The following is a 26,158-nucleotide window of genomic DNA, read 5'->3' on the forward strand; positions in this document are numbered from 1 at the left end:
CACTCCGCGCTTGTGGCAAGGGGGTGGATGAAGCCCGATAAACAGGTTTGAGGAGAGGGACTTATGGCGGACGGCGCCACATCCACCCATGCGGGCGTGCAAGCCCAGCTTGACCGGCTCGCCATGCTGTCGCCGGGGCGCGATGTGCTGGGCCTGTCGCGCATATCGGCCCTGCTCGATGCGCTCGGTAATCCGGAGCGCCAATTGCCGCCGCAATTCCATGTGGCGGGGACCAATGGCAAGGGCTCTACCTGTACCTTCCTGCGCGCGATACTGGAGGCGCAAGGCTATCGCGTCCACCTGTTCACCAGCCCGCATCTGGTGCGCTATAATGAGCGCATCCGCGTCGCAGGGAGTTTGATCGAGGATGAGGCGCTGTCCGCGCTTTTGACCGAAGTGCTGGATGCGAGCGGTGACATCCAACCCAGTTTCTTTGAAGTCACCACCGCAGTCGCAATGCTCGCCTTTGCGCGCACCCCTGCCGATGCTTGCATCTTCGAGGTCGGTTTGGGCGGGCGGTTGGATGCGACCAATATTCTCGCGCGCCCGTTGGTGTGCGGCATAGCAGGGCTTGCCATCGACCATAAGGAGTTTCTGCTCGCCCCCGACCCCGACACGCCTTCCGACCCATTCGCGCGCATCGCTTTTGAAAAAGCGGGGATTGCCAAAGCCGGGACGCCGCTCGTCACGCAAAGCTATAGCGCGCCGATGGAGCAGGCCATCGCAGACGCTGCCGCCAAAGCGGGGGCGCCGGTCGTCGCGCGGGACCGCGACTGGTTTGCCGAAACATCGGATGGCGCGCTCCAATATCGCGATGCCGCTTGCACATTGAGCCTGCCGCTGCCGATGCTGCCCGGCGCGCATCAGGCCGACAATGCGGCGCTGGCGGTCGCGATGCTGCGGTTTCAGGACAGGCTGCCGGTCAGCGTCGATGCGATGGCGTCGGGGATTAAATCCGCACGTTGGCCTGCCCGTTTACAGCGGCTCGGCGCAGGGTCATTGACCGCCCATATGCCCGCCAGCGAAGTCTGGCTGGATGGCGGCCACAACCCCCATGCCGCGCGCGAAATCCGCCGATTTCTGGAGGATAAAGGCCCGGTCACATTGATTTTCGGCTTGCTGTCGAACAAGGAATTGGACGGTTATCTCGCCGAATTGCGCGGGCTGCCCCTCCACATCATCGCCATCCCCGTCCCCGACCATATGAGCCATAATCCCGACCGCATCGCCAAAAGCGCGCAGGATTTCGGCTTTACGGCCCAAAGTGCCGCCAATGTCGAGGACGCCGCAAGGCTGGCCCAGCAAGCGCCGGTCATCCTCATCGCTGGCTCGCTCTATCTGGCTGGCGAAGTGTTGCGCCTTAACGGAGAGTGGCCGGTTTAAGCGCTCTTACCCGCCATGGGCTTCCTGCACCACATCGGGCGCGACGGTTTGCGGTTGGCGGGACTGGCGGATCCATTCGATGATGCACAGCACCACCGCGATCATGCCAAGGCCGGTGGCGAACCAGAAAATATAGACATAGCCGCGCTCTTCGATGGTCTGTCCCAATGCCCCGCGCCCCAAAGTGCCGACAAGGAAGGTGAGCGAGGACATCAGCGCATATTGCACCGCGCTATATTTTTTCGACACAATGCTCGACAGATAGGCGACATAGGCCGCGCCCGCCAAGCCGCTGGCGAGGTTTTCACCTGCGATAGCGAGCATCAACCGCGCGAGCTTTTCCGAATGGTCAAAGCCGAAAATGCCGCCAATCCCACTGATTAGCGCATAAAAGCCGGTATTTTGCCCGAACAGGTCGAGATAATAGCCGCCTGCCGCCAGATCGGCATAAAGAAGATTGGTGAGCGCGGCTGTAATCGCGCCGAAAATCAGCGTCGGCATCCGGCCCAAAGTGGCAAAGCTCACCGCGCCAAGGCTGATCCCGATCATCAGCATGACCACGCCGAATATCTTCGACGCGACCGCCACATCGTCATTGGTGTAGCCCAATTCCTGAATATAGAAGGGCAAAGCGAACGGCCCCCAGATTGCGTCGGTCAGGCGATATGTCAAAATGATCGCCAGAACGAGGATGGCCGCCCATCTAAGCCGCCCGACCAATTCTGCGAGCGGGGTAATCAGCGCATTATAGATATAATCGAGGCTCCGCTGGCCACCGCTTTGTGCAGGCACATCGCTGGCCAGCACATAGCGCCCCGTGCGCCGCCAATGTTCAAGGAAAGCTGCAATAATGCCCGGAATGATGACCGTGGCAATCACAATCAGCGGACCGTAAAGCTGGATAAATGCTTTGGAATCCGGACGATTTTCTGGCGTTGCGCTCAATGACACGATCATGAAATGCAGCACCGTCACCAACGCCCAAGTCCAAAGCAGGCCCACAATGATAAGCGCATAGCTGCGTATCTTGGGCTGCAACGCGCCTGCCTCGCGCAAATGGGCGACATTGAGGTCGGCGGCGGGACGCGGCGTGTCGGGGGCCATCAAGGTCACGCCGAGCAGCAACAGCATCAGCACGCCCATCCCGCCATAGACAGCAGGCCAGCCCAGACGCTGCGCCAAAATCAGCGCCAATGCCCCGCCCATCAGCGCCGCAATGCGATAGCCAAGCTGGTACATAGCCGACAATATTTCGAGCGTTGCCGTCTCGTCCGCCACATCGACGCGCCAGGCGTCAATCACAATATCCTGCGTGGCGGAGGCGAATGCCCCCAGCCCTGCCATGAGCGAAAACCAGCCCAAGGTCGTCGGCGACGGATTCATCATCGACATGATGATGAGGAACGCCCCGATCATAATCTGGGCGAGCGCAATCCAGCCCCGCCGCCGTCCGAGCTTGCCGAGCAAGGGCAGTTGCACCCGGTCCACCGCGGGCGACCAAAGGAATTTGAACGAATAAGCGAGGCCGATGAGCGAGAAAACGCCCATAGTTTCAAGGTCGACCTTGGCCTCCCCCAACCACGCATAAAGCGTCCCCAACAGCAACGCATAAGGAAGGCCGGACGAAAAACCGAACGCCAGTTGCACGCCCAGCTTGCGATTGCGGAACGCCGCCATCAGCAATTTCAAACCGGTGGGCTTTTCCACCGCCTGTCCGGTTGCGGCCTGATCGTCCGTCGCTGTTGCAGCCATCCCCGCCCTATCCCTTTATCATTGCTCTATTTGTCATTGGTCTGTTTATCAAAAAACGGACATATTTATCGAAAAACGGACCCTAGGGACGGGCACCGCACCAAGCAAGTCTTTAGCGACAGGAGGCGAGGGTCAAGGGCCTTATGGTCAAACCGCATCCGGTCCCACATGGGGGTGGAATAAGGTCATGGTGGACGGCACGCGCTTGACCGCTTTTCCCGCCCTGATCTGCTCCATCACATCCAGTGCGGCGAGCAGATGTTTTTGCGGGAAGGGTTTGGCAAGGCAGCCAATCGCACAACGCCCCAGATTTTCAGGACATTCTCCGGTCACAAATAAGACCGCAATCGCCTTGGCGCGCGCAGCTTCCGCCACCGCGATCCCGCTGGCAGGGCCTGCCAGATTATAATCGAGGATAATTGCCTCGACCTCATCAGCACGATTATCTAATATTTCAATGGCTTCTTCTGCGCTATTCACAGTCGCTATCACATCATAGCCGCTGCTTTGCAGGAAAATTTCATTGTCGAAAGCGATGAGCGGTTCATCTTCGACAATCATGATCCGGTTGATATGGCGCTGCTTCCGCCCGAAAATCATTGAAACCCCTCTTGTCTTGCGCCAGAGCGTCACTACCCCGGATATGGCATCTTATGATGCGCGCCATGACGCCAATACGGGGAATTGGGCGCTTCGTTCCCGCACTTTGGGCCGAAGCGATATTTTTCTGCGGCGATGCTGTCGGCCATGCTGCCAGTAAGCGCGCCGCAGCCGGATGAAAGTGGATTATTTTTCGTGGCCAAACCTCCCTCTTCCCGCCCCCCGTCGCGTCCGTCAGGGACACGCGGCGCTTCCGGCAAAGGCCCGCGCCGTCTGGCAAGGCCTGCAGGCGAAGGCCCGCGCCGTTCCGCTAAATCCGGTAGAGAGGCGCGTGAGGACACCCGCCGGGAACGCGCGCCTGCCAGAGCAGGCGAGCGGCGCCCGCCCCGCGCATCCGGCACATCCGGCGCATCCGGTCCGTCGGGCGACAAGCGCAGGCCTCCTACCGACAAAAGGCGCGACGCCAAGACGGCCGCCAATGCCGCACAAGAGCGCCGCCCTGTCCGCCCACCGCGAAAAATCTCCCACGGCGCGAACCTCCCCCGTGCTGTCGCTACCCCGAAAAAGCCCGGCGAGCCGCAACGCATCGCCAAGCTGCTGGCCCGTGCAGGCATTGCCTCGCGCCGCGATGTTGAGCGGATGATCGCGGACGGGCGGATTGCCCGCGACGGTGTGCTAATCGATACGCCCGCCACCTTGCTCACCTCGCTCCACGGCATCACGGTTGACGGCAATCCGGTCAAGGAGCCCGCGCCTGCCAAATTATTCCGCTTCCACAAGCCCGCCGGAACGCTCACCGCCGCGCGTGATCCCAAAGGACGCCCGACCATTTACGACCGGCTCCCTGCCGATTTGCCGCGTTTGATGCCAATCGGACGGCTCGATTATAATACCGAAGGGCTGCTCCTGCTCACCACCGATGGCGAGTTGAAGCGGCAGATGGAACTGCCCTCCTCTTCGATCGAGCGCACCTACCGCGCGCGCGCTTTTGGTGAAATCAGCCAGACCCAGCTTGAAGATTTGGTCGAAGGCATTGAAATTGATGGCATCCGCTATGGCAAGATCGACGCCAATCTGGAGCGCCGCACGGGGCGCAACCAGTGGATTGAACTCACCTTGACCGAAGGCAAGAATCGCGAAGTGCGCCGCGTCCTCGAACATTTTGGCTTGGAAGTTTCGCGACTTATCCGCACATCTTACGGACCTTTCGAACTTGCGGATTTGCCAATGGGCGGGGTCGATCAAATACGCGCGCATGATCTGGTGGCGTTCCGCAAGAGCCTCGGCGGCGGGGGCGGCGATTAATGCGCATCATTGCTGGCGAATGGCGCGGCCGCCCGATTGTCGCACCCAAAGGCGACACCACCCGCCCCACCGCCGACCGCACCCGCGAAGCGCTATTTTCCATGCTCACAAGCCGCATCGGTAGTTTTGAAGGCATGATGGTGGCGGACCTGTTTGCCGGATCCGGCGCGCTCGGCCTTGAAGCCTTGTCGCGCGGCGCAGCGCATTGCCTGTTTGCCGAACAGGATAAGGCCGCATTGGAAGCGCTCAAGGCCAATATCGCCAAGCTGGGCGCCGGTCCGCGCAGCAAAATCGCAGCACAATCGGTGCTGTCGCTCGGCCCCGCGACCAGCCCCTGCGATGTCATCCTCATGGACCCGCCTTACCATATCGGTGCGGGCGCGGTGGCGCTCGATAAGCTGGCGCGGCTCGGCTGGATCGGCCCTGCGACATGGGTGAGCATCGAAACCGCGCGCGACGAGACCATCGACGTCGTCGGATTCGCAGCCGATACGGTGCGCGACATCGGCAAGGCACGACTCCACCTTTTTCAACGAAAAGCCGCTTGACGTTCTCTTTTTGATCGCTTAACTTGTTCCGTATTCGTTCCACAGCGCAAGCCACAGGACAAGGATGCAGGCGACCATGTTGACCAAAAAGCAGCACGAGCTTTTATGCTTTATCAATGACCGGCTCGAAGCAACCGGCATTTCGCCTTCGTTCGAAGAGATGAAGGAAGCTTTGGAGCTTAAATCCAAATCGGGGATTCACCGGCTTATCAGCGCGTTGGAAGAGCGCGGCTTTTTACGCCGCCTGCCCAACCGTGCGCGCGCGCTTGAAATATTGAAACTGCCCGAAGGGGTGGTTTCGGGAAAACCGTCCAGTGAAGAACCGTCTAATGTCGCGCAATTTGCGCCGCGCGCCGACGCCAAGCCCGCTTTGTCCAAACCGCTGCCGATTGCGGCCAACGATGTGATCGAAATTCCGCTGCATGGCCGTATTGCCGCCGGTGTACCGATTGAAGCGATGGAAGGAGCCTCGATGCTCTCGGTGCCCGCCGCCTTGTTGGGGTCGGGCGAACATTATGCGCTCGAAGTCTCCGGCGATTCGATGATTGATGCCGGGATTTTGGATGGCGATTATGCGCTGATCCAGCGCGCCGAAACCGCGCGCGAGGGCGATATTGTGGTCGCCTTGGTCGAAGATCAGGACGCCACGCTCAAATATTTCCGCCGCGAAGGCGCGATGGTGCGGCTCGATCCGGCCAATGCTGCCTATGAACCGCAACGCTATCCGGCCGACCATGTGCGCATCCAAGGCCGTCTGGCGGGCTTGTTGCGGCGCTATCATTGAGACGGCTCTTATTCTTTGACCAATAGCGCCTTGCCCTATACACGTGGCAGTCTGTTGACGATTTTTTATCCACCGCCTGTTTGGTAAAAAGGCGGGCTATCTATTAGATTTTCTAAAGCCAAGGTCGGCATCTATCGGCTTTTAACCTTGGCTTTTGAATGAAATCGTCGGCTTTACCGCGCCGCTACCTGTTTGCCGTGCGCCTTGGAAGCAGCGCGGCCTGCCATTTGCAGTTGGGTGTTGCTGATCTGGCGCTGGGCGCAGACCGAGGCGCTGCCGGTGACGCGCTGGCACAAGGCCCAGCCAACGCGCTTGTCGGCAATGCCGTTGGCGGCGAGGCGGACATAGTTGCGGCCTTTGACCGTCACCGCTGCATAGCTGGGCGTATAACCGCGCAAGGTGCGGTGCTTGGCCGACAGACGGGTCCAGGCCGATTTGGCCGCGCTCATGCTGCTGAATGCGCCAAGCTGCACAGCGAGGCCCGACGATTGGCGGGCCTTGGCGACCAGCTGGTCGGCTTCGGCCTGGCTCGTCACTTTGCGCGGCGCACCGATCGCGGCGGTTTTGACCGCAGACGGCTTCACCGCCGGAATAGCGACCGAAACTTTATAAGGCGTGCGCGGCGCGGCAATCGCTTCGGCAATCGGGAGCGGCGCAGGTGCAGGCGCGGCTTCAACGGGTGCCGCGTCTGCAAGAGTGGCTTCCGGCGCTACTTCCGGCTGAACTTGAGCGTCAGCGGCCACCTCTGCCATCGCCACCGGCTGCGGCGCATATTGGGCGAGCGGCGCGGGGTCATATTGGCCCGAAGCAGACGCCATTTGCGTGCCGAATTCCGCCGGATTGGTGCTGCGCGCAAGCCGCACGGGCATCCCCGGATCGTCATTGACGAGCGGCGTATTCATAATCCCCGCAATCAACTGGCGTGGCGAACCGGCCTGCATGAAGGTCGCCCACTGGCCCATGCGGTTGCCGACATTGGCAAAGGGCATATCCTGCCCCGCAACCACCTTGGCTTCCATCCAGCGGCCTTCCATCGCGAGCGCGAAGGCGAGATTTTGGCGGGTGCGGGGCGTCGCATCGGATTCGCGCACCGCATCGCCCAAGACCAGCACCGCACGTTCCGATTCCCCGGCAAGCGCCAGCGCCAGCCCGTAATCGGCGGCGGGAAGCTGTCCGCGATATTTTTCGATCAACTGCAACCCGTCGCCAATGCGGCCATTGGCGATTTTCGCAAGCGCAAGATTGAGCGCGGTGCGCGGCGAATCTTCAATCGCCAAAGCTTCGGCAAAGCTGGCCTCGGCCGATGCGAAACGGCCAAGCTGCATATAATGTTGCGCAAGCGTAACCCGCAATGCCGCATCGTCGGGCGAGGCCGCAACCGCCGCCTCTGCCGCGCCGAGCGCCTTGGCATAATCCCCCTTTTGGGCGTGTTTTTCCGCAGCCGCGGCGAGCTTGCCCGCATCCCCCGGCGCTTCATTCTTGGCAAAGCCGAGCGAGCTGCAACCGCTGGTCGCAAGGCCGATGGCCAATGTCGAAATGACAATCGGCATCAAACCCGTGCGGGATAGGCGAGACGTGTTCGTGCGAGACATTGCCGAGCGAGACATGGAAAAATACCCCCTTGTTTCCGTCACTTCTTCTGCGCGGCCTGATGCGCGAGCGCATCAATGTCGGGCAGGGATTTCAAATATGTATCGAGCGCTTCGATCAGGATGACCTGAGCCGAGCGGCGCGTCACCGCACTGGCGAGACGCAGGCGCAAATGGCGTTCGGGATCAATCCGCAAGGTGAAGGCCGCCTTGCTTCCCGGCACCGCGTCACGGCGCGGTGTGCGGGCAAGGATACGTTGCGGCGCGCTGTCCGCCGAGGCCATCTGTCCCGCGACAATCGCAGGTGCCGCGATGGTCCGCGAAGGTGTGAGGCCGGCAAAAGGCGCAGGCGTGACTGGTGTAGGCATGACAGGTGTAGGCATGACCGGCGCGGGCGTTTCCGGCATAGCGGCAGGTGCGTCCGCGGGTGCTGCAACCGGCGTTGCGGCCACAGGCGGCACGGCATCGGGCATATCCGGCGCTGCGGGCGCGGCGTCTTCCACGCCTTCCCCCCCGGAAAGCGGTGCGGCACGCAGGCCCGGCTGGTTTCCGCCCAGATTGAGCGGCACACGCGGCGTCATTTTTTCGGCGAGCAACTGGCGCTGGCGCACCACTTCGGGGAGCGGCGCGGCGGTCGGCACGTCATGTGTCCCATCCGCTTCACCCGCATCGCCGTCCATATCGGCATCATCCACCGGACCCAAGTCGCGCACGGCCTGGATCGGGCTCATCATCGGCGTGAGGTCGATGCGCTGGTGGGCGGCACGTTCTTCCGACGGGGTCGGATTGACGTCATAGCCCATATCATTCCAGCCCAGATCATCCTGCGGCGTCAGCATCTGGCCGAAACCGGCCATTCCCTGACGGCGCATAGCCGGTTTGGCGGCCCCTTTACGGGCGAGCAAGCTTCCGGACAGAGAAGCGAGAGGCTTGGCTTCAGCCATAATCTTATCCTCCCTTTATGCTTACTGGCCGACGACGCGGCGACCAAAACCACCGACCGGACGAACCATGCCGGGCGCACTCATCTGCGCACCCATGGCGGGCGCGGAAAAGACGGTGCGGCGGAAATTCTTTTCAAGCCGGTCGGACACATAATTCCACAACGCCTGAACCTCGTGCGAGGATTTGCCGTTGGGGTCGACCTCCATCACGGTGCGCCCGTCAATCATCGAAGCGGCAAAATCGGTGCGGTGGTGGAGCGTGATCGGGGCAACCGTGCCGTGCTGCGACAAGGCAACGGCGGCTTCCGAGGTGATCTTGGCTTTGGGGGTGGCGGCATTGACCACGAAGATAAGCGGCTTGCCTGCCCGTTCGCACAGGTCCACCGTCGCACCCACGGCGCGCAAATCATGCGGACTGGGGCGGGTCGGCACGACAATCAGTTCGGCCACGCTGATAACGCTCTGGATCGCCATGGTGATGGCAGGCGGCGTGTCGATGACCGCCAGCTTGAAGCCTTGCTGGCGCAGGATTTCAAGGTCGGACGCGAGTCGTGCCACGGTTGTTTGCGCAAAAGCGGGCAATTCCGCTTCGCGCTCGTTCCACCAATCGGCAAGCGACCCTTGCGGGTCAATGTCGATAAGCACAACCGGACCAGCCCCTGCCAATTGCGCCTGAACAGCCAAATGCCCGGACAAAGTTGTCTTGCCCGAACCACCTTTTTGCGATGCCAATGCGAGAACCCGCACACCATTCCCCTTTGCTCACGAAATATCGTGGGAGCGAGGTCGCACAGATTCCGCTAAAATCTGGTTAACGGCTGCGCAAACTTGTTTGCCTTTATGGACGGGGAGATGGCATGGCGTCCTCGACCGCATGATCGCGCCTGATGCCCCCGCGTTAAGGGGGCCGTCAGGTAAGGCGCCTGCATATTTTACATGCGCCGCAAGGGGCATGGCCTATATACTTGCTGTTCATACTCTTTTGCTAATGACGCATTAGGGATAAATTATACGTAAAGTTCGGAAGCGTTTTGCTTCACAGGAATTGCGTTAGTAATCAGGAGTTTCGTCATGGCTCATCGCTGGCTGATTGCAGGAGGGGCGCTGTGCGCGGCCTTGATGGCGGCAAGCCCCGCACTTGCCGATGTGAAGGCAGGCTATGAGGCATGGGAGCGCGGCGATTATACGACGGCGGTGAGCGAATGGCGTCCTGCCGCGATTGCCGGTGACGCCATGGCGCAGTTCAATCTGGGGCAGGCCTATAAGCTGGGGCGCGGAGTGCCGCAGGATATGAGCCAGGCCCTCGCCTGGTTCAAACGCGCCGCCGACCAAGGCCATATCGAAGCGTTCGACAATTACGGCCTCTTATTGTTCAACATGAACCAGCGCAGCGAGGCGCTTCCCTATATCCTCAAATCCGCCGAACGCGGTGAAGCGCGCGCGCAATATATAGTGGGGACGGCCAGCTTTAACGGCGACCTTGTGACCAAGGACTGGCCGCGCGCTTATGCGTTGATGAACCGCGCATCGGCCAAGGGGCTAGCGGCGGCATCGGCGCGGCTTGCCGAACTCGACAAGCTTATCCCGATTGACCAGCGGCAAAAGGGCCTTGCGCTGTCCGCCGAGATGGAACGCGACGAACGCCGCGCGCAACTGCCCGCGCTGCCGGGGCCTGGCGCGACGGTGGTAGCGATGGGGACAAGCTCGCCGGCGGTGAAGCCGGGAGCGAAGCCTGTGGTGAAGCCCTTGCCCAAGCCCGCACCATCTGCCCAAAGCAGCGGCACCACCTACACCCCGCCCCCTATCGCCGGCACTGCGCCGGTTAAGGCCGCCCCAGTTAAGACAGCACCCAAACCTGCCGCGTCGCCCGCGCCTGTCGTCAAGGACAAGCCTAAACCGGCAGCAGCCCCTGTCGCGGAAGCCAAGCCCAAGCCTACTCCCAAACCGTCAGCTAAGCTCGCCCCCGCACCCGCATCCACCAATGGCCCGTGGACCGCACAATTGGGGGCTTTCTCCGCGCAATCCAATGCCGCAAGCCTATGGTCGCGTCTGTCGGGCCGCGCGCCTTTTGCGGGGAATAGTCCGCGCTATGTCAGAGCGGGCACAGTGGTGCGGTTGCAAGTCGGCGGCTTTGCCTCGCACGACCAAGCCGCGCGCTTCTGTCAGGCGGCCAGCCGTGCAGGCCAAGCCTGTCTCGCGGTCAAACGCTGATCGCGCGCGCCTTCACGCTCACGCTGCGATAATATCATCCACCGCGCGGTCGAATAAAGGCTGGAGCGTCGCATTATACACCGCATATTCGCTTTTGCGGATAAGCTCGGCGGGCGGGAAAATCACCGGATTTTCCTTATAGCTTGCGGGCATCAACGCGCGTGCGGCGTCATTGGGCGTCGGGAACAGGATTTTCTCCGATACTTTCTTGCCCACCTCGGCGTCGAGCAGATAGTTGATGAAGCGGTGCGCATTGCCCTTATGCGGCGCGTTCACCGGTATGCACAGGCTGTCCGAAATGAGGAGGCTGCCTTCCTTGGGCACCACAAAGTCGATGTCGCTATCATTCTGCATGATCTGCGCAACATCGCCATTATATTCCATCACCACATCAATATCGCCCGACAGCAGCAAATCCTGCCCATTATCTTCGTGGAAAGTCTTGATAAAAGGCCGCTGTTTGAGCAGCATCGCCTTGAGCGCCGCTATCCTTTCCGGCGTAATATCATTCACCGAATAGCCGCGATATTTGGCCGCGATACGCATAAGGTCGGCAGGTTCCGACACCAGCGCTATCTTGTCTTTGTAAAGGTCCGAAGCGAGCAGATATTCCCAGCTATCGGGCACCTGTTTCACCTTGCTCTTGCGATAGCCGATGCCCATCACCATCCAGGTATAAGGCATGGAATAGCGCCGCCCCGGATCGAACGGCACATCGCGATAGCCTTCCCCGATATTTTTATAATTGGGGATTTGTGCATGGTCGATTTCGTGCAGCAAGCCGGTCCGGATCAGCCGCGTCACCGAATCATTCGAAGGCACCACCACATCATAAACGGTCGAACTGCCGCGCATTTTTGCATACATTTCGTCATTGGTCGCAAAGATGCTCAAATCGACATCAATATCTTCGGCCTTTTTGAAATCGGCGAGCGTGGTTTCGCCCAGATAGGTGTCCCAGCTATAGAGATTAAGCTTGTTAGCCTCGCCCTTTTCCGCGCCGCACGCTTGCAACACCGGCGCAAAGCTGATCCCGACCGCCGCGGTGCCCAAGCTTTTCAGCAAAGAGCGCCTGTCCGTCCCGCTCCCCAGTGCCTTGAGAGCCTTTAACGGCAATCGGCGCTGTTCCATGGGCAGGCTGTCCTTCTTTGGCTCAAGGGTGGGAGGCGCGACTCGCATAATCCCTAGCCCGCCTGCACCCAAGTAAAATAAGCGTCCCAATAAGCGCCTAGCGGCTGAACCCGACGTTTACCGTCGTAAAAGATATGCGCCGCTTTCCAACGCAGCAATAATATGCTGCACTACGATATCTGGTGCCTCGTCCCCGCACTCCAATATATGCGCATCGTGCGTGGAGGGCGAGAATAATTGGTGGTAAAGGTTGGTGATAACTACAGGGTCCGACAATTCTTCACCGCCTCTGTCGCGACATCGCACAATGGCTTGCTCAAGTGGAGGCCTTAGAATGACATAATGCACGGCGCAACCAAGCCCTTTGAACGGCTTCAAAAACCAAGGGCCGATAATGCCGTCCACCACCACGAAATATCGGCCGGACGCATAGCCTGCGGCCGCCTTAGCTATTATCTCCATGACAATGCCATTTTGAACATGCGCTTCGTCCAGATAGGGGGCTATCGCTCCGTTGCGGATCACATGCCAGAAATCATCGGCATGTAAATGAACCTTGGGCGTGCCAGCCATTAACGCCAGCAACGTCGCCGCGGTCGTCTTGCCCGAACCTGGCGGTCCAGTAAGGATCAATATTTCGCCTGCATGGTCCATGAGTGCAGTTCCTAGCCCGCTAGATTTCGGAGTGGTTATAAGCGGGTGAAGCCAAAAAGCACAGCGACTCCCGTGCGCCTCCTTGATTTGTCGAACTCAACCGCCATCTGGAACCTTATGCCCCTTCATATGACCAAAATTGCGTTCGGCTGCGATGGCCTTGACGATTTGCGCCAGCGGTTCCGCGCGCGCGAAGCCGGCGGGCCGTTCGCGCTCACCACACGCTACCGCCCCAAGCGCGCCGACGAGATGGCGGGCGGGTCGCTCTATTGGATCGTCAACCATATGCTCGCCGCGCGCAGCCCGATTTTGGGATTTGAAGACGCGCCCGATGGCCGCACCTACATCATGCTCGACCCGCATTTGCGCCCGGTAACACCCCACCCCAAACGCGCGCACCAAGGCTGGCGCTATCTGGAAGGCAAAAACGCGCCTGCGGATTTAGCCGATTGGGACAATGGCGACACGCTCCCAGCGCATATCGCAAGGGAATTGGCGAAATTGGGGTTGGTTTGAGGAGGGCCCAAAAAGCTCCTCCCCGAGCTTGTCTCGGGGAGGTGGCGCGCGCGTAGCGCGTGACGGAGGGGTTATGCGCGCCTTTGGGCGCGCGCGATTGCTTAAGCAATCGCTTTTACCCCTCCACCATTCGCCTACGGCGAACGGTCCCCCTCCCCGAGACAAGCTCGGGGAGGAACTTTTGCATCTCCGGCCCAAGCAAGCTCGGGGAGGAACTTAAGCCATGCTGTCCAAAAACAAGCGCGCTCTACAACGCTCCCTCAAGCCCCCAACCAATATTCCAGCAAATTATAGGCAATCGCGAACGGCGGCGGCGCAACGAAGGGGGCATCTTCGTCGCCGCGCATCGCCGCTTCGACGCCCTTGCGGTCCACCCACATTGCGTCCTCAAGCTCGGTATAATCGACCGTCAGCGCAGGTTCGCGGACTTTGGCCATACAGCCGAACATCAGCGACGAAGGGAACGGCCAGGGCTGGCTTGCAACATAGTCTATGTCATAGGCCTCGACGCCCGCCTCCTCCATAAATTCGCGCGCGACCGCTTCTTCCAGCGATTCTCCCGGTTCGACAAAACCGGCGAGCGCGGAATAGCGGCCCGGCGGGTAAGCCGGTTGCCGCGCGAGCAAGACTTTGTCGTCATGCACCGCGAGCATGATGACCACCGGGTCGACGCGCGGGAAATGTTCGGCATGGCAAGCGCCGCACTGGCGCCCCCACCCACCCTTGAACATATGCGTAGGTCCGCCGCACACCGCGCAAAAACCGTGGCGCGCGTGCCAATCCACCAGACTGCGCGCGCCGCCATAAAGCGCTGCTTCTTCAGGGCGCAACATCGGCAGCATCCGCCACACGGTGCGCGAGCGTGCATCGACCGGCACGCCTTTGGGCGGCATCGCGACGAAATGATGTTTGCCCTCGTGAAGCCCGATGAAAATCAGATCGGCTTGCGGATCAACCTCGGCCATATTGCCCCAGCCCAGCGTGCCTTCGGGCGTGACTTCGGGGTCCAGCCCGTGCAGGCGCAGCACCCGGGAAAAGGGCGATGCCATCGCCGCTGCCAAAGCCGCCGGATCTTGCCGCAGTAAGTCGGCCCGGTCCATCTGCGCACCGGTAAATGCAATTTTCATGAATTCCCCGCTTTCTTATTTTATTTTTGTCTATCAGGCCCGATGGATCAGGCTTTTGCCGCAAATTGCCGCTGGATGATGCCGGGCAGCGCCGATTGGAACGGATAAGCATCGAGCGGCATTTGCTGGACCATGCCGGTTACGCGCATCTTGCGCCCGCGATCAACCCATCCGATCGTCCCCGCCGCGCCATTCCAGCCGAACACGCCCACGCCTTCCTTCGAAGTGGGCAACGTCACCCGCCCGCCTGCGCCAAAGCCATAGCCTTCTATCCATGTGCCGCGGATATTCGCGCCCGGCGGCAACAGGTTCGACATGGCAAGCCGCGCGGCTTGGGCCGACATTAATTGTTTGCCGTTAAACCGTCCTTCGCCGAGCAGCATCATGAGGAAACGGTCATAATCGCGCGCCGAAGAGACCAGCCCCGCCCCGCCCGCGAGCAGCCCTGCAGGCTTGGCAAAGACCGAAGCCTGCCCCGGGTCAATCGGCACGGCAAGGCCGGCGACTATGCCATAATTGGTGGTGAGCCGCGCAATCTGATCCTGCGGCACGACAAAGCCGGTGCTGGTCATGCCGAGCGGGTCGAAAATGCGTTGTTTGAGGAAATGGTCAAAGCGTTGCCCCGAAACCACCTCGATCACGCGGCCGAGCAGGTCCAGCCCCATGCCATAGCTCCAGCGCGTACCGGGCTCGTAAACCAATGGCAGCGCCGCCAGCCGGTCGGCAAAAACCTCCAGATTGGGCGCAACCGGATATTGCGGCTCGAACGGGTTGGGGATGCGACTGAACTGGCCGGGGACAAGTCCGGCTTTGAGATAGGCCGTCTTGATCGGCCCCGATTGCATAATCGAATAGCCCAACCCCGATGTGTGGGTGAGCAAATGGCGGATGGTAATTTGGGTCTTGGCAGGCCGCGCGGCGAGCGGGCCATCGGGCTGTAACTGCACCGTCATGCGCGCATATTTGGGGAGGATTTCCGCGAGCGGTTGGTCGAGTGACAGCTTGCCGTCATCGACCAGCATCATCGTCGCGATCCCGGTCACCGGCTTGGTCATCGAATAGATGCGCCACAACGTGTCTTTATTGACCGGCACGCGGCTGCCGAACGCCAATGTGCCTGCGCCGACATAAGCGGGGTCGGCAAAGCCGCGCCCGACCGACACCAGCACGCCGGGCAAATTGCCGCGAGTCACAAAACCGCGCACAAAGCTTTGCAATATAGGTAAAGCGGGCGGGATTGCGCTGGCCGCTTCCGCAGCTTCCGGGAGCAGCATCCCGGCCCCGCCCAAGGCCATCAGCCGCATAAGGTCGCGACGGTTCAATGCGCGCGCGGCAGGATCGGTTTGCTCCATCGCCCGTGCATCCATCCCCAGCGCCTCCATCGCCCGTGCTTCATACGTGTCACGCGCATCGGGAAGGTTCATGATAGGAGGCAGGAATTTCATGCTTTTCTCATCTCGAAAACAGCTTTTTTATAAAGACTTGGAAGGCCTATTCTATCCAGTTTATCAATAGCAACCCACAGGCCGTCTTTGGCCAAATCGAGTGCGGGCGGCGGCGTATCGCTGCGGGCCAAGTCGAGGCTAAGCGCAAAATGGGTGAAGATATGCTGAACGGTAAGGCCGGTCGCGACGGCTCCCGGCGGTGCATCGGCCGGAAGGGGCGGCAGGGCCGGTGAAGCGTGCGTTTCCACGCGCACCCAATCGCTCCCCGGCAGCGCGAGCATCCCGCCAAGCAAGCCCTTGGCCGGACGGCGCATCAGCAGGACTTGCCCGTCGCGCTCGATCCACCACGCCCAGCCGCGCCGCGCGGGCCTTGCCTTTTTGGGCGCTTTGACGGGGAGGTTTTCGGCAATGCCCTGCGCTGCCCCCTGACACCAAGGGGCCAGCGGGCAAAGTAGGCATTTGGGTGTTTTGACCGTGCAAATGGTCGCGCCAAGGTCCATCATCGCTTGGGCAAAATCGCCTGCGCGCCCGCTCGCCCCCGATGGCGTCATGGCCGCGACCTGCGCGCGGATTTGTGTTTTGGCGGCGGGGAGCGGTTCGCGGATCGCGCCAAACCGCGCGGCGACCCGCTCGACATTGGCATCGACCACGACCGCATGGCGGCCAAAGGCGATGGCCGCAATCGCTGCCGCCGTATATTCGCCCACCCCCGGCAGCGCGCGCAACCCGCTTTCCGTGTCCGGAAACTGCCCGCCATGCTCGTCGCGTATCTTTTGCGCGCAGGTATGAAGATTGCGCGCGCGGGCATAATAGCCAAGCCCCGCCCAAGCGGCCATGACGTCATCCGAAGACGCGGACGCCAGCGCTTCCACCGACTTCCAGTAAGTTGTGAACTTTGTGAAATAAGTCTTTACTGCAGCAACGGTTGTTTGTTGCAACATCACTTCCGACAGCCAGATATGATAAGGGTCCGGCACCCCCTTTTCCCCCGGCCCGATGCGCCAAGGCAAAACCCGCGCATGGCGGTCATACCAGCCGAGCAAAGCCTGCGCCGCAGCCGCGGCCTCCTGCCCATCAAGGAGGGCGCATACCGGCGCTCCACCACTTTGCGCAGCCGCCAATTTACGCGATTTTTTACCGGATGCGATGCGCTTACTCTCGACGGGCATCCCCCTTCTATGGCATGGAGTGGGCGATGGAGAAACCGCCAACTTCCAAACCGCGTAAAAGCGTTGCCAAAGGAGCCGCCTCTAAAGACGCTAATGGCAAAGGCGCCAAGCCCGACAGCGCCAAGCTGTTCGACCGCCCGCGCGGCGGCGCAGCGCGCTCGATTGCCGATCTGATGCCCGATATTGGCCGCGCCGCCTTCAAGAAATTCGGCTTTGTGCAAAGCTCGGTCGTCACCCGCTGGGCCGATATAGTGGGCCCACGCTATGCTGCGGTAACCCAACCCGAATCAATCCGTTTCCCTTCGCATGGCGAACGCAAAAACGGCACGCTCAACATTACGGTATCAAGCGCCCACGCGCCGATGCTCCAGCATGTCGCGCCCGAACTGATCGAACGGGTCAACCGCTTTTTCGGCTATGCCGCCGTTGCCAAGATCAAGATGGTGCAAGGGCAAATCACGCCGCAACGTGCGCAAACAGCGCAAAAATCCGCGCCGCCGCCCAATCTCAAACCCATTCCGGTGGAACTGGGCGATAGCTTGCGCGACATTGGCGACCCTGAATTGCGCGCGGTTCTCGAAAGCCTTGCGCAAGGTCTTGCCAATAGCGGCGGACCGCCTAAAATCGGCTGATATTATACCGCCCCGTCGCGCGATCCGGTCGGGGCAGAAAGAAGGGTCTTTTCACATTATGAACCTCCCCATTTCCGGGCTGTTTCCGGAACGCCTGTCGGGCGCTTCCCTGACCGCCGCGCTCGCGGTTGCAACATTGGCGGTAGCCGCGCTGCCCGCAGCGCCCGCCCAAGCCCGCAAGCCTGCCGCCCCGGTAAAAAAACAAGCCCCTGCCCCCGCCCCCGCTGTGCCGATTACGGTGACGCAAGAAGGCACGGTGCAGGTTGGCAGGGCGAACGCCAAACATATGCTGGCCGAATATATCAGCTATACCTGCCCCCATTGCGCCCATTTCGCGCAAGAATCCGCCGCGCCTTTGAAGGCCGACTATATCGCCAAAGGCAAGGTCCGCGTCGAATATCGCAGCCTCGTGCGCGACCCGTTCGACTTTGCCGCCGCGCTCCTCGCCCATTGCGGCACGCCCGCGCAATTTGTCGGCAACCATAATTACCTGCTCGCCAACCAGAAAGTCTGGATGACCAACGCCGAAAAAGCGACGCCCGCACAGCAAAATGGCTGGATGCAAGGCACGTACACCCAGCGCCTGACCGCGATTGCGCAGGATATCGGCCTCATCACCATGATGCAAAAGCGCGGCGTGACGCCCGCCAAAGCGCGCGCCTGTCTCGCCGATGAAGTCCGCCAGAGCCAGCTTCTTTCGGTGACCGAAGCCGCCGCTTCACACGGGGTCGATTCCACCCCCTCCTTCCTCCTCGACGGGCGCAAGCTTGACAATGTCCATGATTGGGCATCGGTCAAAGCCGCGCTCGACGCCGCATCCTGACCCCTTATAAACCCGCATCCCTCATACGGAGAACCACATCCATGACCCGCACTACCACCAAATTTCTTGCCGTTTCCGCGCTCGCTCTGGCGCTCGCCGCCTGTAGCGGTTCGGGCGATAGCAATAAGGGCACCGACAAGGCCGCCCCCACCGATGTAAAAATCGCGCAGGTCGCTCCGCCCGCTGGCAAAAAATGGGAAGATATGGTCGAAAAAACCGCTGATGGCGGTTTCCGCATCGGCAATCCCGACGCCAAGGTCAAAGTGATCGAATATGCCTCGCTGACCTGCAGCCACTGCGCCGAATTCTCCAAAGAAGCGTTCGAGCCGATGAAGGCGAAATATATCTCCACCGGTCAGGTCAGCTTTGAAATGCGCAATTTCGCGCGCGATATTATCGACGCGTCTGCCGCCGCCATCACCCATTGCGTCGGCGCGGAACGCTATTATCCGCTCACCGAAAATGTGTTCGCAAGCCAGGAAGAATTGTTCCAAGGCGCGCAATCGGCGGATCAGGCAGCGGCCAAACAGGCGGAATCCCTACCCGCCGACAAGCGCATCGGCGCGATCGCCAAGGTGGTCAAGCTTGACCAGTTTTTCAAAGCGCGCGGCGTGACCGAGGCAGAGTTTAACACCTGCCTTGCCGACACCAATAATATCAGCGCGCTCGAAAAAATTTCGAAGGACGGCAGTGACAAGTTCCAGATTACCGGCACGCCGACCTTCATCATCGACGGCAAAAAGACCGAATTCGGCGCGGACAAGACTTTGTGGGAATCGCTGCAAACCGTGCTGAATGAAAAGCTGGGATAAGAATGGGGCAAACGGGGTGGACCTTTTTTCACGCCGTTAAACTGCACGGGGGGCAACCTCCGTGCAGCTGAAAAAACTGCGCCTGTCGGGCTTCAAAAGCTTTGTCGAGCCGACCGAGTTGCGCATCGAACGTGGCCTTACCGGCATTGTCGGCCCCAATGGCTGCGGCAAATCCAATCTTTTGGAAGCGATCCGCTGGGTAATGGGCGAAAGCTCGCCCAAATCCATGCGCGGCGGCGGTATGGAAGATGTGATTTTCGCAGGCACGTCGACAAGGCCCGCGCGCGATTTTGCCGAAGTCACGATCATCGCCGATATGGAAGGCCATGCGCCATCGGGCGTGCTGGATCCTGCGGCCAAGGATGAACTGGAAGTCATCCGCCGCATCGAGCGCGGCGCAGGCTCGGCCTATCGCGCCAATGGCAAGGATGTGCGGGCCAAGGATGTCGCGCTCATCTTTGCCGATGCCGCGACCGGCGCGCACAGCCCCGCGCTGGTGAGCCAAGGGAAAATCGCCGCCGTCATCGCCGCCAAGCCGCAGGAACGGCGGCAAATGCTCGAAGAAGCGGCGGGGATTGCGGGACTTCATGTGCGGCGCAAGGATGCCGAACAGAAATTGCGCGCAACCGAAACCAATCTCGCGCGGCTCGCCGATATTTTGCAGGATATGGACAATCGCGCCGGGGCGTTGCGCAGACAGGCGCGCGCGGCGGAACGCTATACCCGGCTCACCGAACAAATTCGCATCGCCGAAGGGCGGATGATTTTCGCACGCTGGCGCGATGCGGCGGCGGCAGCGGACAAGGCCAAGGCCGAAGCTCAAACTGCCGAGGAGGCGGTGCGAAAAGCGCAGGAGAGCCAGCAAGCGGCGGCGGCCTATCAGGCCGAAGCGGTGCAGGCGCTCGCAACCAAACGCGCGGAAACGCAGAAATTGCGCGATGCGGCGGGCGCGGTTGCGCAAAAACTCGCAACGCTTACCGGCGAACATAGCGCCTTGGTTGCGCGGATGGCCGACATTGAGCGGCAACGCGCGCAGATTGACGGCGACCGCGCGCAAGAGGACCAACTGGGCAAGGATGCCGCCGACAGCATTGCCACGCTCGATAGCGAGAGCAAGGCGCTGGCGGCAGAGATAATGCGGCTGGATGCCGAGCGCCCCGCTTTGATGGAGCGCGGGGTGACGCTCGCGAGCGAAGTGCGTGATGCGGAGATTGGCTTGGCGCAGGCAAGGGCGACACAGGCAAGTGAAGCCGCCGACCGCCGCATTGCCGAAGCCGCGATTGCGAGCGCACAGGAACGCGCGCGGCGGGCGGAGCGGGACGTAGCGGCCTTGGCCGAGGCTCTCGCCGCATTGGGTGCGCGCGCGCCGCTGGAGCAAGCGGTTGAAGATACTCGACATAATCTTCAAATTGCTTCTCAAGCTATTATTACAGCAGAAAAAAATCTGAACGAGGCGGTGACAACGCGTGAGGGTGCGCAAGCGGCGGTCGAGCAAGCGGATGCGGACCTTGCCGAGGCGCGCGCCGCCCTTGTGACGGTCGAAAGCGAAAGCGCGGCGTTGGTGCGCGCGCTCGCCGGGCGCGACGGTAGCAACCGCGCACTCGATCAACTCCGTGCCGCGTCGGGTTATGAACGCGCGCTCGCCGCCGCGCTCGGCGATGAGTTGGAGGCGGGCATTGGCAGCGACGGCACGCGCGGCTGGCGCGGGGCTAGCGTTGCGTCCGATGACCCTGCCCTGCCCGACGGCATGACGTCACTCGCCGCATATGTGACCGCCCCGCCCGAACTGGCGCGCCGCTTGGCGCAGATTGGCGTTGCGGACCGCGATGACGGCCAGCCGCTCAAGGTCGGGCAAAGGCTGGTCACGCGCGAGGGAAGCCTGCGGCGTTGGGACGGTTTTGTCACAAGCGGCGATGGCGCGACGGCGGCAGAGCGGCTGATCCGCCAGAACCGTCTGGCCGCGCTGGAGGCAGAATTGCCCGGCTTGCGGGCCGCCGTCAGCGACGCCGAAGCCGCGCGCGAGAAAAGCGCCGCTGCGCTTGCCGAAGCGGGTGCAGCGATTGATACGGCGCGTCAGGCGCTTACCGCCGCCGACAATGCGCGCCGCATCGCCCAGCGCGAGCTGGACAGCGCCGAGGCGGCTCTTGCCCGCCATCAGGCCGAGGCCGAACAGTTGGACAGCCGCCGCGCGCAGACCGCCAAGGAGCAAGCCGAGGCGGGCGCGGCGCTGACAAATGCCGAGACTGCCCTTGCGGCCCTCCCGCCTCTTGATACGGCACAAGCAGCGGTGGCGGCCTTGGAAAGCAGCACCGAGACCGCGCGCGCGGGCTTGCAGGCGGTGCGGCAGCAAGAGGCGGATCTTACCCGCAACCTTGGCGCCCAGCGCGAGCGGCAGGCCACGGTGGTGGCCGAAATCAAAGGCTGGCGCGCCCGTGCGGGGGAAGCCGCACGCCGCATCGAAGATATGGCCAAACGCGCGCGCCAACTTGCAGAGGAAGCCGAAAAGCTCGCCGGGAAACCGGAGGCATTACGAGATAATATCAATAGCTTATCTCATGAACGCGATAATTTTTCTGAGCAAATAGTGGCAGCGAGTGCAGCCGAAGAAGAAGCCGACAGCGCGGTCAGGCAGCGTGAAAAATCGCTAGGCCTTGCCGTCGAAACCCTGTCCGCCGCGCGCGAAGAACGCGCCGGAGCCGTCGCGCGTGCGGACAATCAGGAAGCACGGCGCATCGAAATGGGCCGCGTGTCGGGCGAACGCTTCCAGTGCCCGCCCCCGCTGCTTCCCGCGCAGGTCGGCTTTGACGATGCCGAGGTTGGCGATCCGCAGGCCGAAAGCCACAGCCATGAACGGCTCAGCCAGGACCGCGAGCGCATCGGCCCGGTCAATCTGGTTGCCGCAACCGAGCTTTCCGAACTCGAAACCGAGCAAGAAAAATCGCGGATAGAGGCCGAAGAATTGCAGCAAGCCGTCAATCGGCTACGCGGCTCTATCGGCAATCTTAATCGCGAAGGCCGCATCCGGCTTCTTGAAGCTTTTGAGGCGGTTAACGACCATTTCAAACGTCTGTTCACAACTTTATTCAATGGCGGCGCAGCACATCTGGAGCTGATCGACAGCGATGATCCGCTGGAAGCGGGCCTTGAAATTTACGCCCAACCGCCGGGCAAGAAACTCGCCGCGCTCACCTTGCTGTCGGGCGGGGAACAGGCGCTGACCGCGGTTGCGCTCATTTTCGGCCTGTTCCTCACCAATCCCGCGCCGATTTGCGTGCTGGACGAAGTCGACGCGCCGCTGGATGACGCGAATATCGAGCGTTTTTGCGACCTGCTCGACGAAATGGTCCGCCACACCCGCACCCGCTACCTCATCGTCACCCATAATGCCGTCACCATGAGCCGGATGCACCGCCTGTTCGGCGTGACCATGGTGGAACAAGGCGTGAGCCGCTTGGTCTCGGTCGACTTGGGCGGGGCCGAGGAGTTATTGGCGGCGGAGTAGGGTTCGAGATACAAAGACTGACCTCTGGTCCTCCCGCACCATCCGTCCTATGCTCACCCGCATGACCGACTCCCCCTCCCCGCTCCGCACTTTCTATCCCCCGCTCGAACCCTATGAAACCGGCATGTTGGATGTCGGCGACGGGCATCAGCTTTATTACGAGCGATGCGGGACGAAGGGCGCGAAACCAGCGGTTTTCCTCCATGGCGGCCCCGGTGGCGGGATAGGTCCCGACCATCGCCGCCTGTTCGATCCCGCGCTTTATGATGTCCTCTTGTTCGACCAGCGCGGCTGCGGGCGCTCGACGCCCCATGCCGATCTCAACGCCAATACGACTTGGCATCTGGTCGAGGATATTGAACGCTTACGGGCGCTCCACCAAGCCGAACAATGGCTGGTTTTCGGCGGAAGCTGGGGCTCGACGCTCGCGCTTGCTTATGCCGAAACGCATCCCGACAAGGTGAGCGAACTGGTGCTGCGCGGTATTTATACCTGCACGCCGCCCGAACTGGATTGGTATTACCGCTTTGGCGTGTCCGAAATGCACCCCGAAAAATGGGCGCGACTGGTCGAGATCATTCCCGACGACGAACGCAGCAACCTCCTCCACGCCTATCACCGCCGCCTGACCGGCGATGACCGCGCGTTGCAACTGGAAGCCGCGCGGCGCTGGAGCCTGTGGGAAGGCGAAACCATCACCCTCCTCCCCAGCCCCGCCAATCAGGAACAGCATGATGATGCGGAATTCGCGCTCGCCTTTGCGCGGCTCGAAACCCATTATTTCGTCAACCAATGTTGGCTTCAGCCGGGGCAATTGCTGCGCGATGTCGGCAAAATCCGCCATATTCCCGGCACTATCGTCCATGGACGCTACGATATGCCCTGCCCGCTCAAATATGCGTGGGGGCTGCATCAAGCTTGGCCGGAAGCGGATTTCCACATCATCGAAGGCGCGGGCCATGCCTATAACGAGCCGGGCATTTTGGACCGGCTCATCCGCACCACGGATGGTTATGCGGGGAAGGTCGCAGTTTAACTATCTGCGTTCCGGTGTGCGCCATTGGCGCGGCGGCGAGACTGTGCGGGGATTGAGCCAAGGGTGTCTGCTCATGCCATCACGCACGCTGCGCAGCGCGGGCGGATCGGACAGGCTGATGGCAACGCCGCCGCTTTCGTTCAATTGGGGCCGGTCCAGCTTGAGCCAGCGCGGCGTGCATCCTCGCGGCAGGCGGCGGTCGCTGATGACAATATCGACCGCACGGCACGCATTGTTCAACAGCGGCACATCGACATGATGGTCGCTGCGGCTCGCCAATATTGTCCAGCCTGTGGCCGCGCTCGTCTTTCTCCCCGCCATGCGCCACACGCAGAAATCCGCAGTGCAGCGCGCACCATCCATATCCTTGAACGCGGCAAGGTCGCCATCAAGTCCTGCACTTTCGGCGAGCATCGCGCGGCTATAATCGCCCGCCCGCTCGCGCAGCATCGCAACCGTGCCATCGCTCCCGCGCGCCGCAATATGCCGCCCGTCGCCGCTGACCAGCAGGTCCGGCACCGGCGCAAGCCAAAGGCCGACTATTCCGGCGAGCAGCGGCACCACGCCCCAGCGCCGCGCTTTGCTTTGCCAGAGGAGCAGCCATAATCCGCCCGCCACTATAAGGCCAAAGGCGAGCGGCGGGACGTTGGGGAGCATCGACACCGCGCCCGGCATCCCGGCGACATGATGGGCGAGCGCGAGCAACAGTTCCAACGCTTTGCCCGCCAACCACCAGAAGGGCGCGCCCAATCCCGCCACATCGCACAATAAGGCGAGCGCCTCCAGCGGCATTACAACGAAGGTGGTGAGCGGGATCGCGACCATATTGGCAAAGGCACCATAAAGCCCCGCTTTGTGGAAATGGACGAGCGAAATCGGGATGAGCGCAAGTTCGACCACCAATCCGGTGAGTAAAAGCGCCATAAATCCGCGCAGCATCCGCCGCCCCCACCCCTCCTCGCGCCCCGCGAACCAGCGTTCGGCAAAACGGCTCTGGTGCAAGGCGACAATCGCGGTGACGGCGGCAAAGCTTAACTGGAAGCTCGGGCCGACCAAGGCTTCGGGCCAGAACAACAGCACAACCAACGCGCCGGTCGCGACCAACCGCAAAGTCATCGCCTCGCGCCCTAGCGCAAAGCCGCCCAACACCAGTAATGCCGCGATGCAGGAACGCACGGTCGGCACCTCCGCGCCCGTCAACAGCGTATAGCCGATACCGGCAAGCGCCCCGCCGCCTGCCGCCATTAACGGCACATTCCAGCGCAATGCGATGCGCGGGCTTAAGGCCAATAGTTTGAGCAACAGCAGCATCGCCGCGCCGACAACTGCGGTGACATGGAGGCCGCTGATCGACAATAAATGCGCCAACCCGCTGCGGCGCATTGCCTCGGCATCCGCCTCACTGATCGCGCCTTGGTCGCCGGTGGCGAGCGCCGCCGCAATCGCGCCCGCGCCGCCGTCAAGACGGCTGTGGATATGCGCGGACAGGCGTTGCCGGAGCGCAGCTTCGCCTTTGCTGGGCTTTGCGACAAGCACAGGCCCAAGCGCCGTGCCGGTCGCGCCGATGCCGTCAAACCAAGCGCGCCTTGCAAAATCATAACCGCCGGGAAGCGCCGGATGCTGCGGCGGCATAAGCCGCGCTTTCATCCTTATGACAGCCCCCGCGCCCAAGCCGGAGGGCGCATCGTTCTCGCGGATATTGACGCGGAAGCGTGGCGGTAAGTCGGGACGGGCGAGCGGCGTCACCACCACCCGCACCCGTTCGCGCGCGGCCAATATATCGACCCGCTCGACCTTGGCGGAAAAGCTTGTCACAACGGGGCGTTCCAGCACCGGCGCTGCCACCCACGCGCTTTTGAACCAGATGAGGCCGCATCCGCCCGCCAGCAACAGGCCGCCGACCAGCAAAGCCCTGCCCCAGCGCGAACCCTGCCCTGCCAGCGCGCCAAGGGCCGCGAGGCCGCACGCGACCAGCATAAAGCCCGCCCACATTGCAGGGTTGGGGAGCAGGAACCATGCGGCAATCCCTCCGCCCAACATTACCGGAGCCCATAATCCGGTCTGGTCGCGCTCTGCCTCCAGCCAGCTTTCCACCCAAGCCGCCAAAGAAAAATGCCGCAATGCAGCAACGGGTGAAATGCCCGTTTGAAGCGGCTGCGAGGCCATGCTAGGGGCGTGCCGACTCTTTACTTTTC

General features: G+C 61.6%; 22 protein-coding genes. 11 read left to right on the forward strand and 11 right to left on the reverse strand.

The annotated features are described in order from the left end of the window. The first annotated feature begins 63 nt into the window (after positions 1 to 63). Positions 64 to 1,383 carry a bifunctional folylpolyglutamate synthase/dihydrofolate synthase gene (locus DMP17_RS04395; protein WP_337827845.1) on the forward strand — a complete coding sequence of 440 codons (1,320 nt, stop codon included), beginning with the start codon at positions 64 to 66 and terminating at the stop codon, positions 1,381 to 1,383. A gap of 6 nt (positions 1,384 to 1,389) precedes the next feature. Here the strand turns inward: DMP17_RS04395 and DMP17_RS04400 are convergent, their stop codons facing one another. Together DMP17_RS04400 and DMP17_RS04405 are read right to left on the reverse strand one after the other, a co-directional pair. Beyond that, entirely contained in the window at positions 1,390 to 3,135 is a 1,746-nt protein-coding gene (locus DMP17_RS04400) for an AmpG family muropeptide MFS transporter (protein WP_337827846.1), read from the reverse strand. A 147-nt stretch (positions 3,136 to 3,282) separates the two neighbouring features. Further along, a complete protein-coding gene (locus DMP17_RS04405; RefSeq protein WP_337827847.1) occupies positions 3,283 to 3,768 on the reverse strand; it encodes a response regulator in 486 nt (161 codons plus the stop codon). A 102-nt stretch (positions 3,769 to 3,870) separates the two neighbouring features. Between DMP17_RS04405 and DMP17_RS04410 the strand changes: the two genes are divergently transcribed. From DMP17_RS04410 to lexA, 3 genes are all read left to right on the forward strand, one after another. Next, entirely contained in the window at positions 3,871 to 5,040 is a 1,170-nt protein-coding gene (locus DMP17_RS04410; RefSeq protein ID WP_337827848.1) for a pseudouridine synthase, read from the forward strand. Then, a complete protein-coding gene (gene rsmD, locus DMP17_RS04415; RefSeq protein ID WP_337827849.1) occupies positions 5,040 to 5,588 on the forward strand; it encodes a 16S rRNA (guanine(966)-N(2))-methyltransferase RsmD in 549 nt (182 codons plus the stop codon). The genes DMP17_RS04410 and rsmD overlap by 1 nt, the downstream gene beginning before the upstream one ends. A 76-nt stretch (positions 5,589 to 5,664) precedes the next feature. Continuing rightward, a complete protein-coding gene (lexA, locus tag DMP17_RS04420; RefSeq protein WP_337827850.1) occupies positions 5,665 to 6,372 on the forward strand; it encodes a transcriptional repressor LexA in 708 nt (235 codons plus the stop codon). A 173-nt stretch (positions 6,373 to 6,545) separates the two neighbouring features. Here lexA and DMP17_RS04425 read toward each other — a convergent pair whose 3' ends face one another. From DMP17_RS04425 to DMP17_RS04435, 3 genes are all read right to left on the reverse strand, one after another. After that, positions 6,546 to 7,922: an SPOR domain-containing protein gene (locus DMP17_RS04425; RefSeq protein WP_337829755.1), complete on the reverse strand. Its 1,377-nt coding sequence runs from the start codon at positions 7,920 to 7,922 to the stop codon at positions 6,546 to 6,548. Positions 7,923 to 8,002: 80 nt separating this feature from the next. Further along, positions 8,003 to 8,905, reverse strand: a complete 903-nt coding sequence (locus DMP17_RS04430) for a hypothetical protein (protein WP_337827851.1) — start codon at positions 8,903 to 8,905, stop codon at positions 8,003 to 8,005. 21 nt (positions 8,906 to 8,926) lie between these two features. Beyond that, positions 8,927 to 9,652, reverse strand: coding sequence for a ParA family protein (locus tag DMP17_RS04435; RefSeq protein WP_337827852.1), 726 nt, complete (start codon positions 9,650 to 9,652; stop codon positions 8,927 to 8,929). Between the two features lie 324 nt (positions 9,653 to 9,976). Here DMP17_RS04435 and DMP17_RS04440 point away from each other — a divergent pair, with 324 nt between their 5' ends. Beyond that, complete coding sequence (locus DMP17_RS04440; protein ID WP_337827853.1) at positions 9,977 to 11,116, forward strand: SPOR domain-containing protein; 1,140 nt, start codon at positions 9,977 to 9,979, stop codon at positions 11,114 to 11,116. A gap of 18 nt (positions 11,117 to 11,134) precedes the next feature. On the opposite strand, the gene DMP17_RS04445 is transcribed toward DMP17_RS04440, so the two are convergent. Together DMP17_RS04445 and DMP17_RS04450 are read right to left on the reverse strand one after the other, a co-directional pair. After that, the gene (locus DMP17_RS04445) at positions 11,135 to 12,247 is read right to left on the reverse strand and encodes an ABC transporter substrate-binding protein (protein ID WP_337827854.1); all 1,113 of its coding nucleotides are present in this window, start codon (positions 12,245 to 12,247) and stop codon (positions 11,135 to 11,137) included. Positions 12,248 to 12,364: 117 nt separating this feature from the next. After that, positions 12,365 to 12,901 (reverse strand): AAA family ATPase, encoded by a 537-nt coding sequence (locus DMP17_RS04450; RefSeq protein WP_337827855.1) that lies wholly within the window; start codon positions 12,899 to 12,901, stop codon positions 12,365 to 12,367. Between the two features lie 129 nt (positions 12,902 to 13,030). Here DMP17_RS04450 and DMP17_RS04455 point away from each other — a divergent pair, with 129 nt between their 5' ends. Beyond that, positions 13,031 to 13,417 (forward strand): DUF1489 family protein, encoded by a 387-nt coding sequence (locus tag DMP17_RS04455; protein ID WP_337827856.1) that lies wholly within the window; start codon positions 13,031 to 13,033, stop codon positions 13,415 to 13,417. 260 nt (positions 13,418 to 13,677) lie between these two features. Here DMP17_RS04455 and nudC read toward each other — a convergent pair whose 3' ends face one another. Genes nudC through DMP17_RS04470 form a run of 3 tightly spaced genes read right to left on the reverse strand, consistent with a single transcriptional unit; the run spans position 13,678 to position 17,158 of the window. Next, positions 13,678 to 14,544 (reverse strand): NAD(+) diphosphatase, encoded by an 867-nt coding sequence (gene nudC, locus DMP17_RS04460; RefSeq protein ID WP_337827857.1) that lies wholly within the window; start codon positions 14,542 to 14,544, stop codon positions 13,678 to 13,680. A gap of 47 nt (positions 14,545 to 14,591) precedes the next feature. Further along, positions 14,592 to 15,989 (reverse strand): serine hydrolase domain-containing protein, encoded by a 1,398-nt coding sequence (locus DMP17_RS04465; RefSeq protein ID WP_337827858.1) that lies wholly within the window; start codon positions 15,987 to 15,989, stop codon positions 14,592 to 14,594. Then, the gene (locus tag DMP17_RS04470; protein WP_337827859.1) at positions 15,986 to 17,158 is read right to left on the reverse strand and encodes an A/G-specific adenine glycosylase; all 1,173 of its coding nucleotides are present in this window, start codon (positions 17,156 to 17,158) and stop codon (positions 15,986 to 15,988) included. The genes DMP17_RS04465 and DMP17_RS04470 overlap by 4 nt, the downstream gene beginning before the upstream one ends. 26 nt (positions 17,159 to 17,184) lie before the next feature. Here DMP17_RS04470 and DMP17_RS04475 point away from each other — a divergent pair, with 26 nt between their 5' ends. The 5 genes from DMP17_RS04475 (at position 17,185) to pip (ending at position 23,963) form a co-directional block, all read left to right on the forward strand. Further along, the gene (locus tag DMP17_RS04475) at positions 17,185 to 17,790 is read left to right on the forward strand and encodes a DUF721 domain-containing protein (RefSeq protein ID WP_337827860.1); all 606 of its coding nucleotides are present in this window, start codon (positions 17,185 to 17,187) and stop codon (positions 17,788 to 17,790) included. Then, a complete protein-coding gene (locus DMP17_RS04480) occupies positions 17,708 to 18,613 on the forward strand; it encodes a DsbA family protein (protein ID WP_337827861.1) in 906 nt (301 codons plus the stop codon). The genes DMP17_RS04475 and DMP17_RS04480 overlap by 83 nt, the downstream gene beginning before the upstream one ends. A gap of 41 nt (positions 18,614 to 18,654) precedes the next feature. Next, a complete protein-coding gene (locus tag DMP17_RS04485) occupies positions 18,655 to 19,425 on the forward strand; it encodes a thioredoxin domain-containing protein (protein WP_337827862.1) in 771 nt (256 codons plus the stop codon). A gap of 61 nt (positions 19,426 to 19,486) precedes the next feature. Beyond that, the gene (locus tag DMP17_RS04490; protein WP_337827863.1) at positions 19,487 to 22,927 is read left to right on the forward strand and encodes an AAA family ATPase; all 3,441 of its coding nucleotides are present in this window, start codon (positions 19,487 to 19,489) and stop codon (positions 22,925 to 22,927) included. A gap of 61 nt (positions 22,928 to 22,988) precedes the next feature. Then, positions 22,989 to 23,963 carry a prolyl aminopeptidase gene (gene pip, locus DMP17_RS04495; protein WP_337827864.1) on the forward strand — a complete coding sequence of 325 codons (975 nt, stop codon included), beginning with the start codon at positions 22,989 to 22,991 and terminating at the stop codon, positions 23,961 to 23,963. Here pip and DMP17_RS04500 read toward each other — a convergent pair whose 3' ends face one another. After that, positions 23,964 to 26,129: a ComEC/Rec2 family competence protein gene (locus tag DMP17_RS04500; protein WP_337827865.1), complete on the reverse strand. Its 2,166-nt coding sequence runs from the start codon at positions 26,127 to 26,129 to the stop codon at positions 23,964 to 23,966. Positions 26,130 to 26,158 lie beyond the last annotated feature (29 nt).

The sequence above is a fragment of the Pseudonocardia sp. TMWB2A genome, from assembly GCF_017312135.1.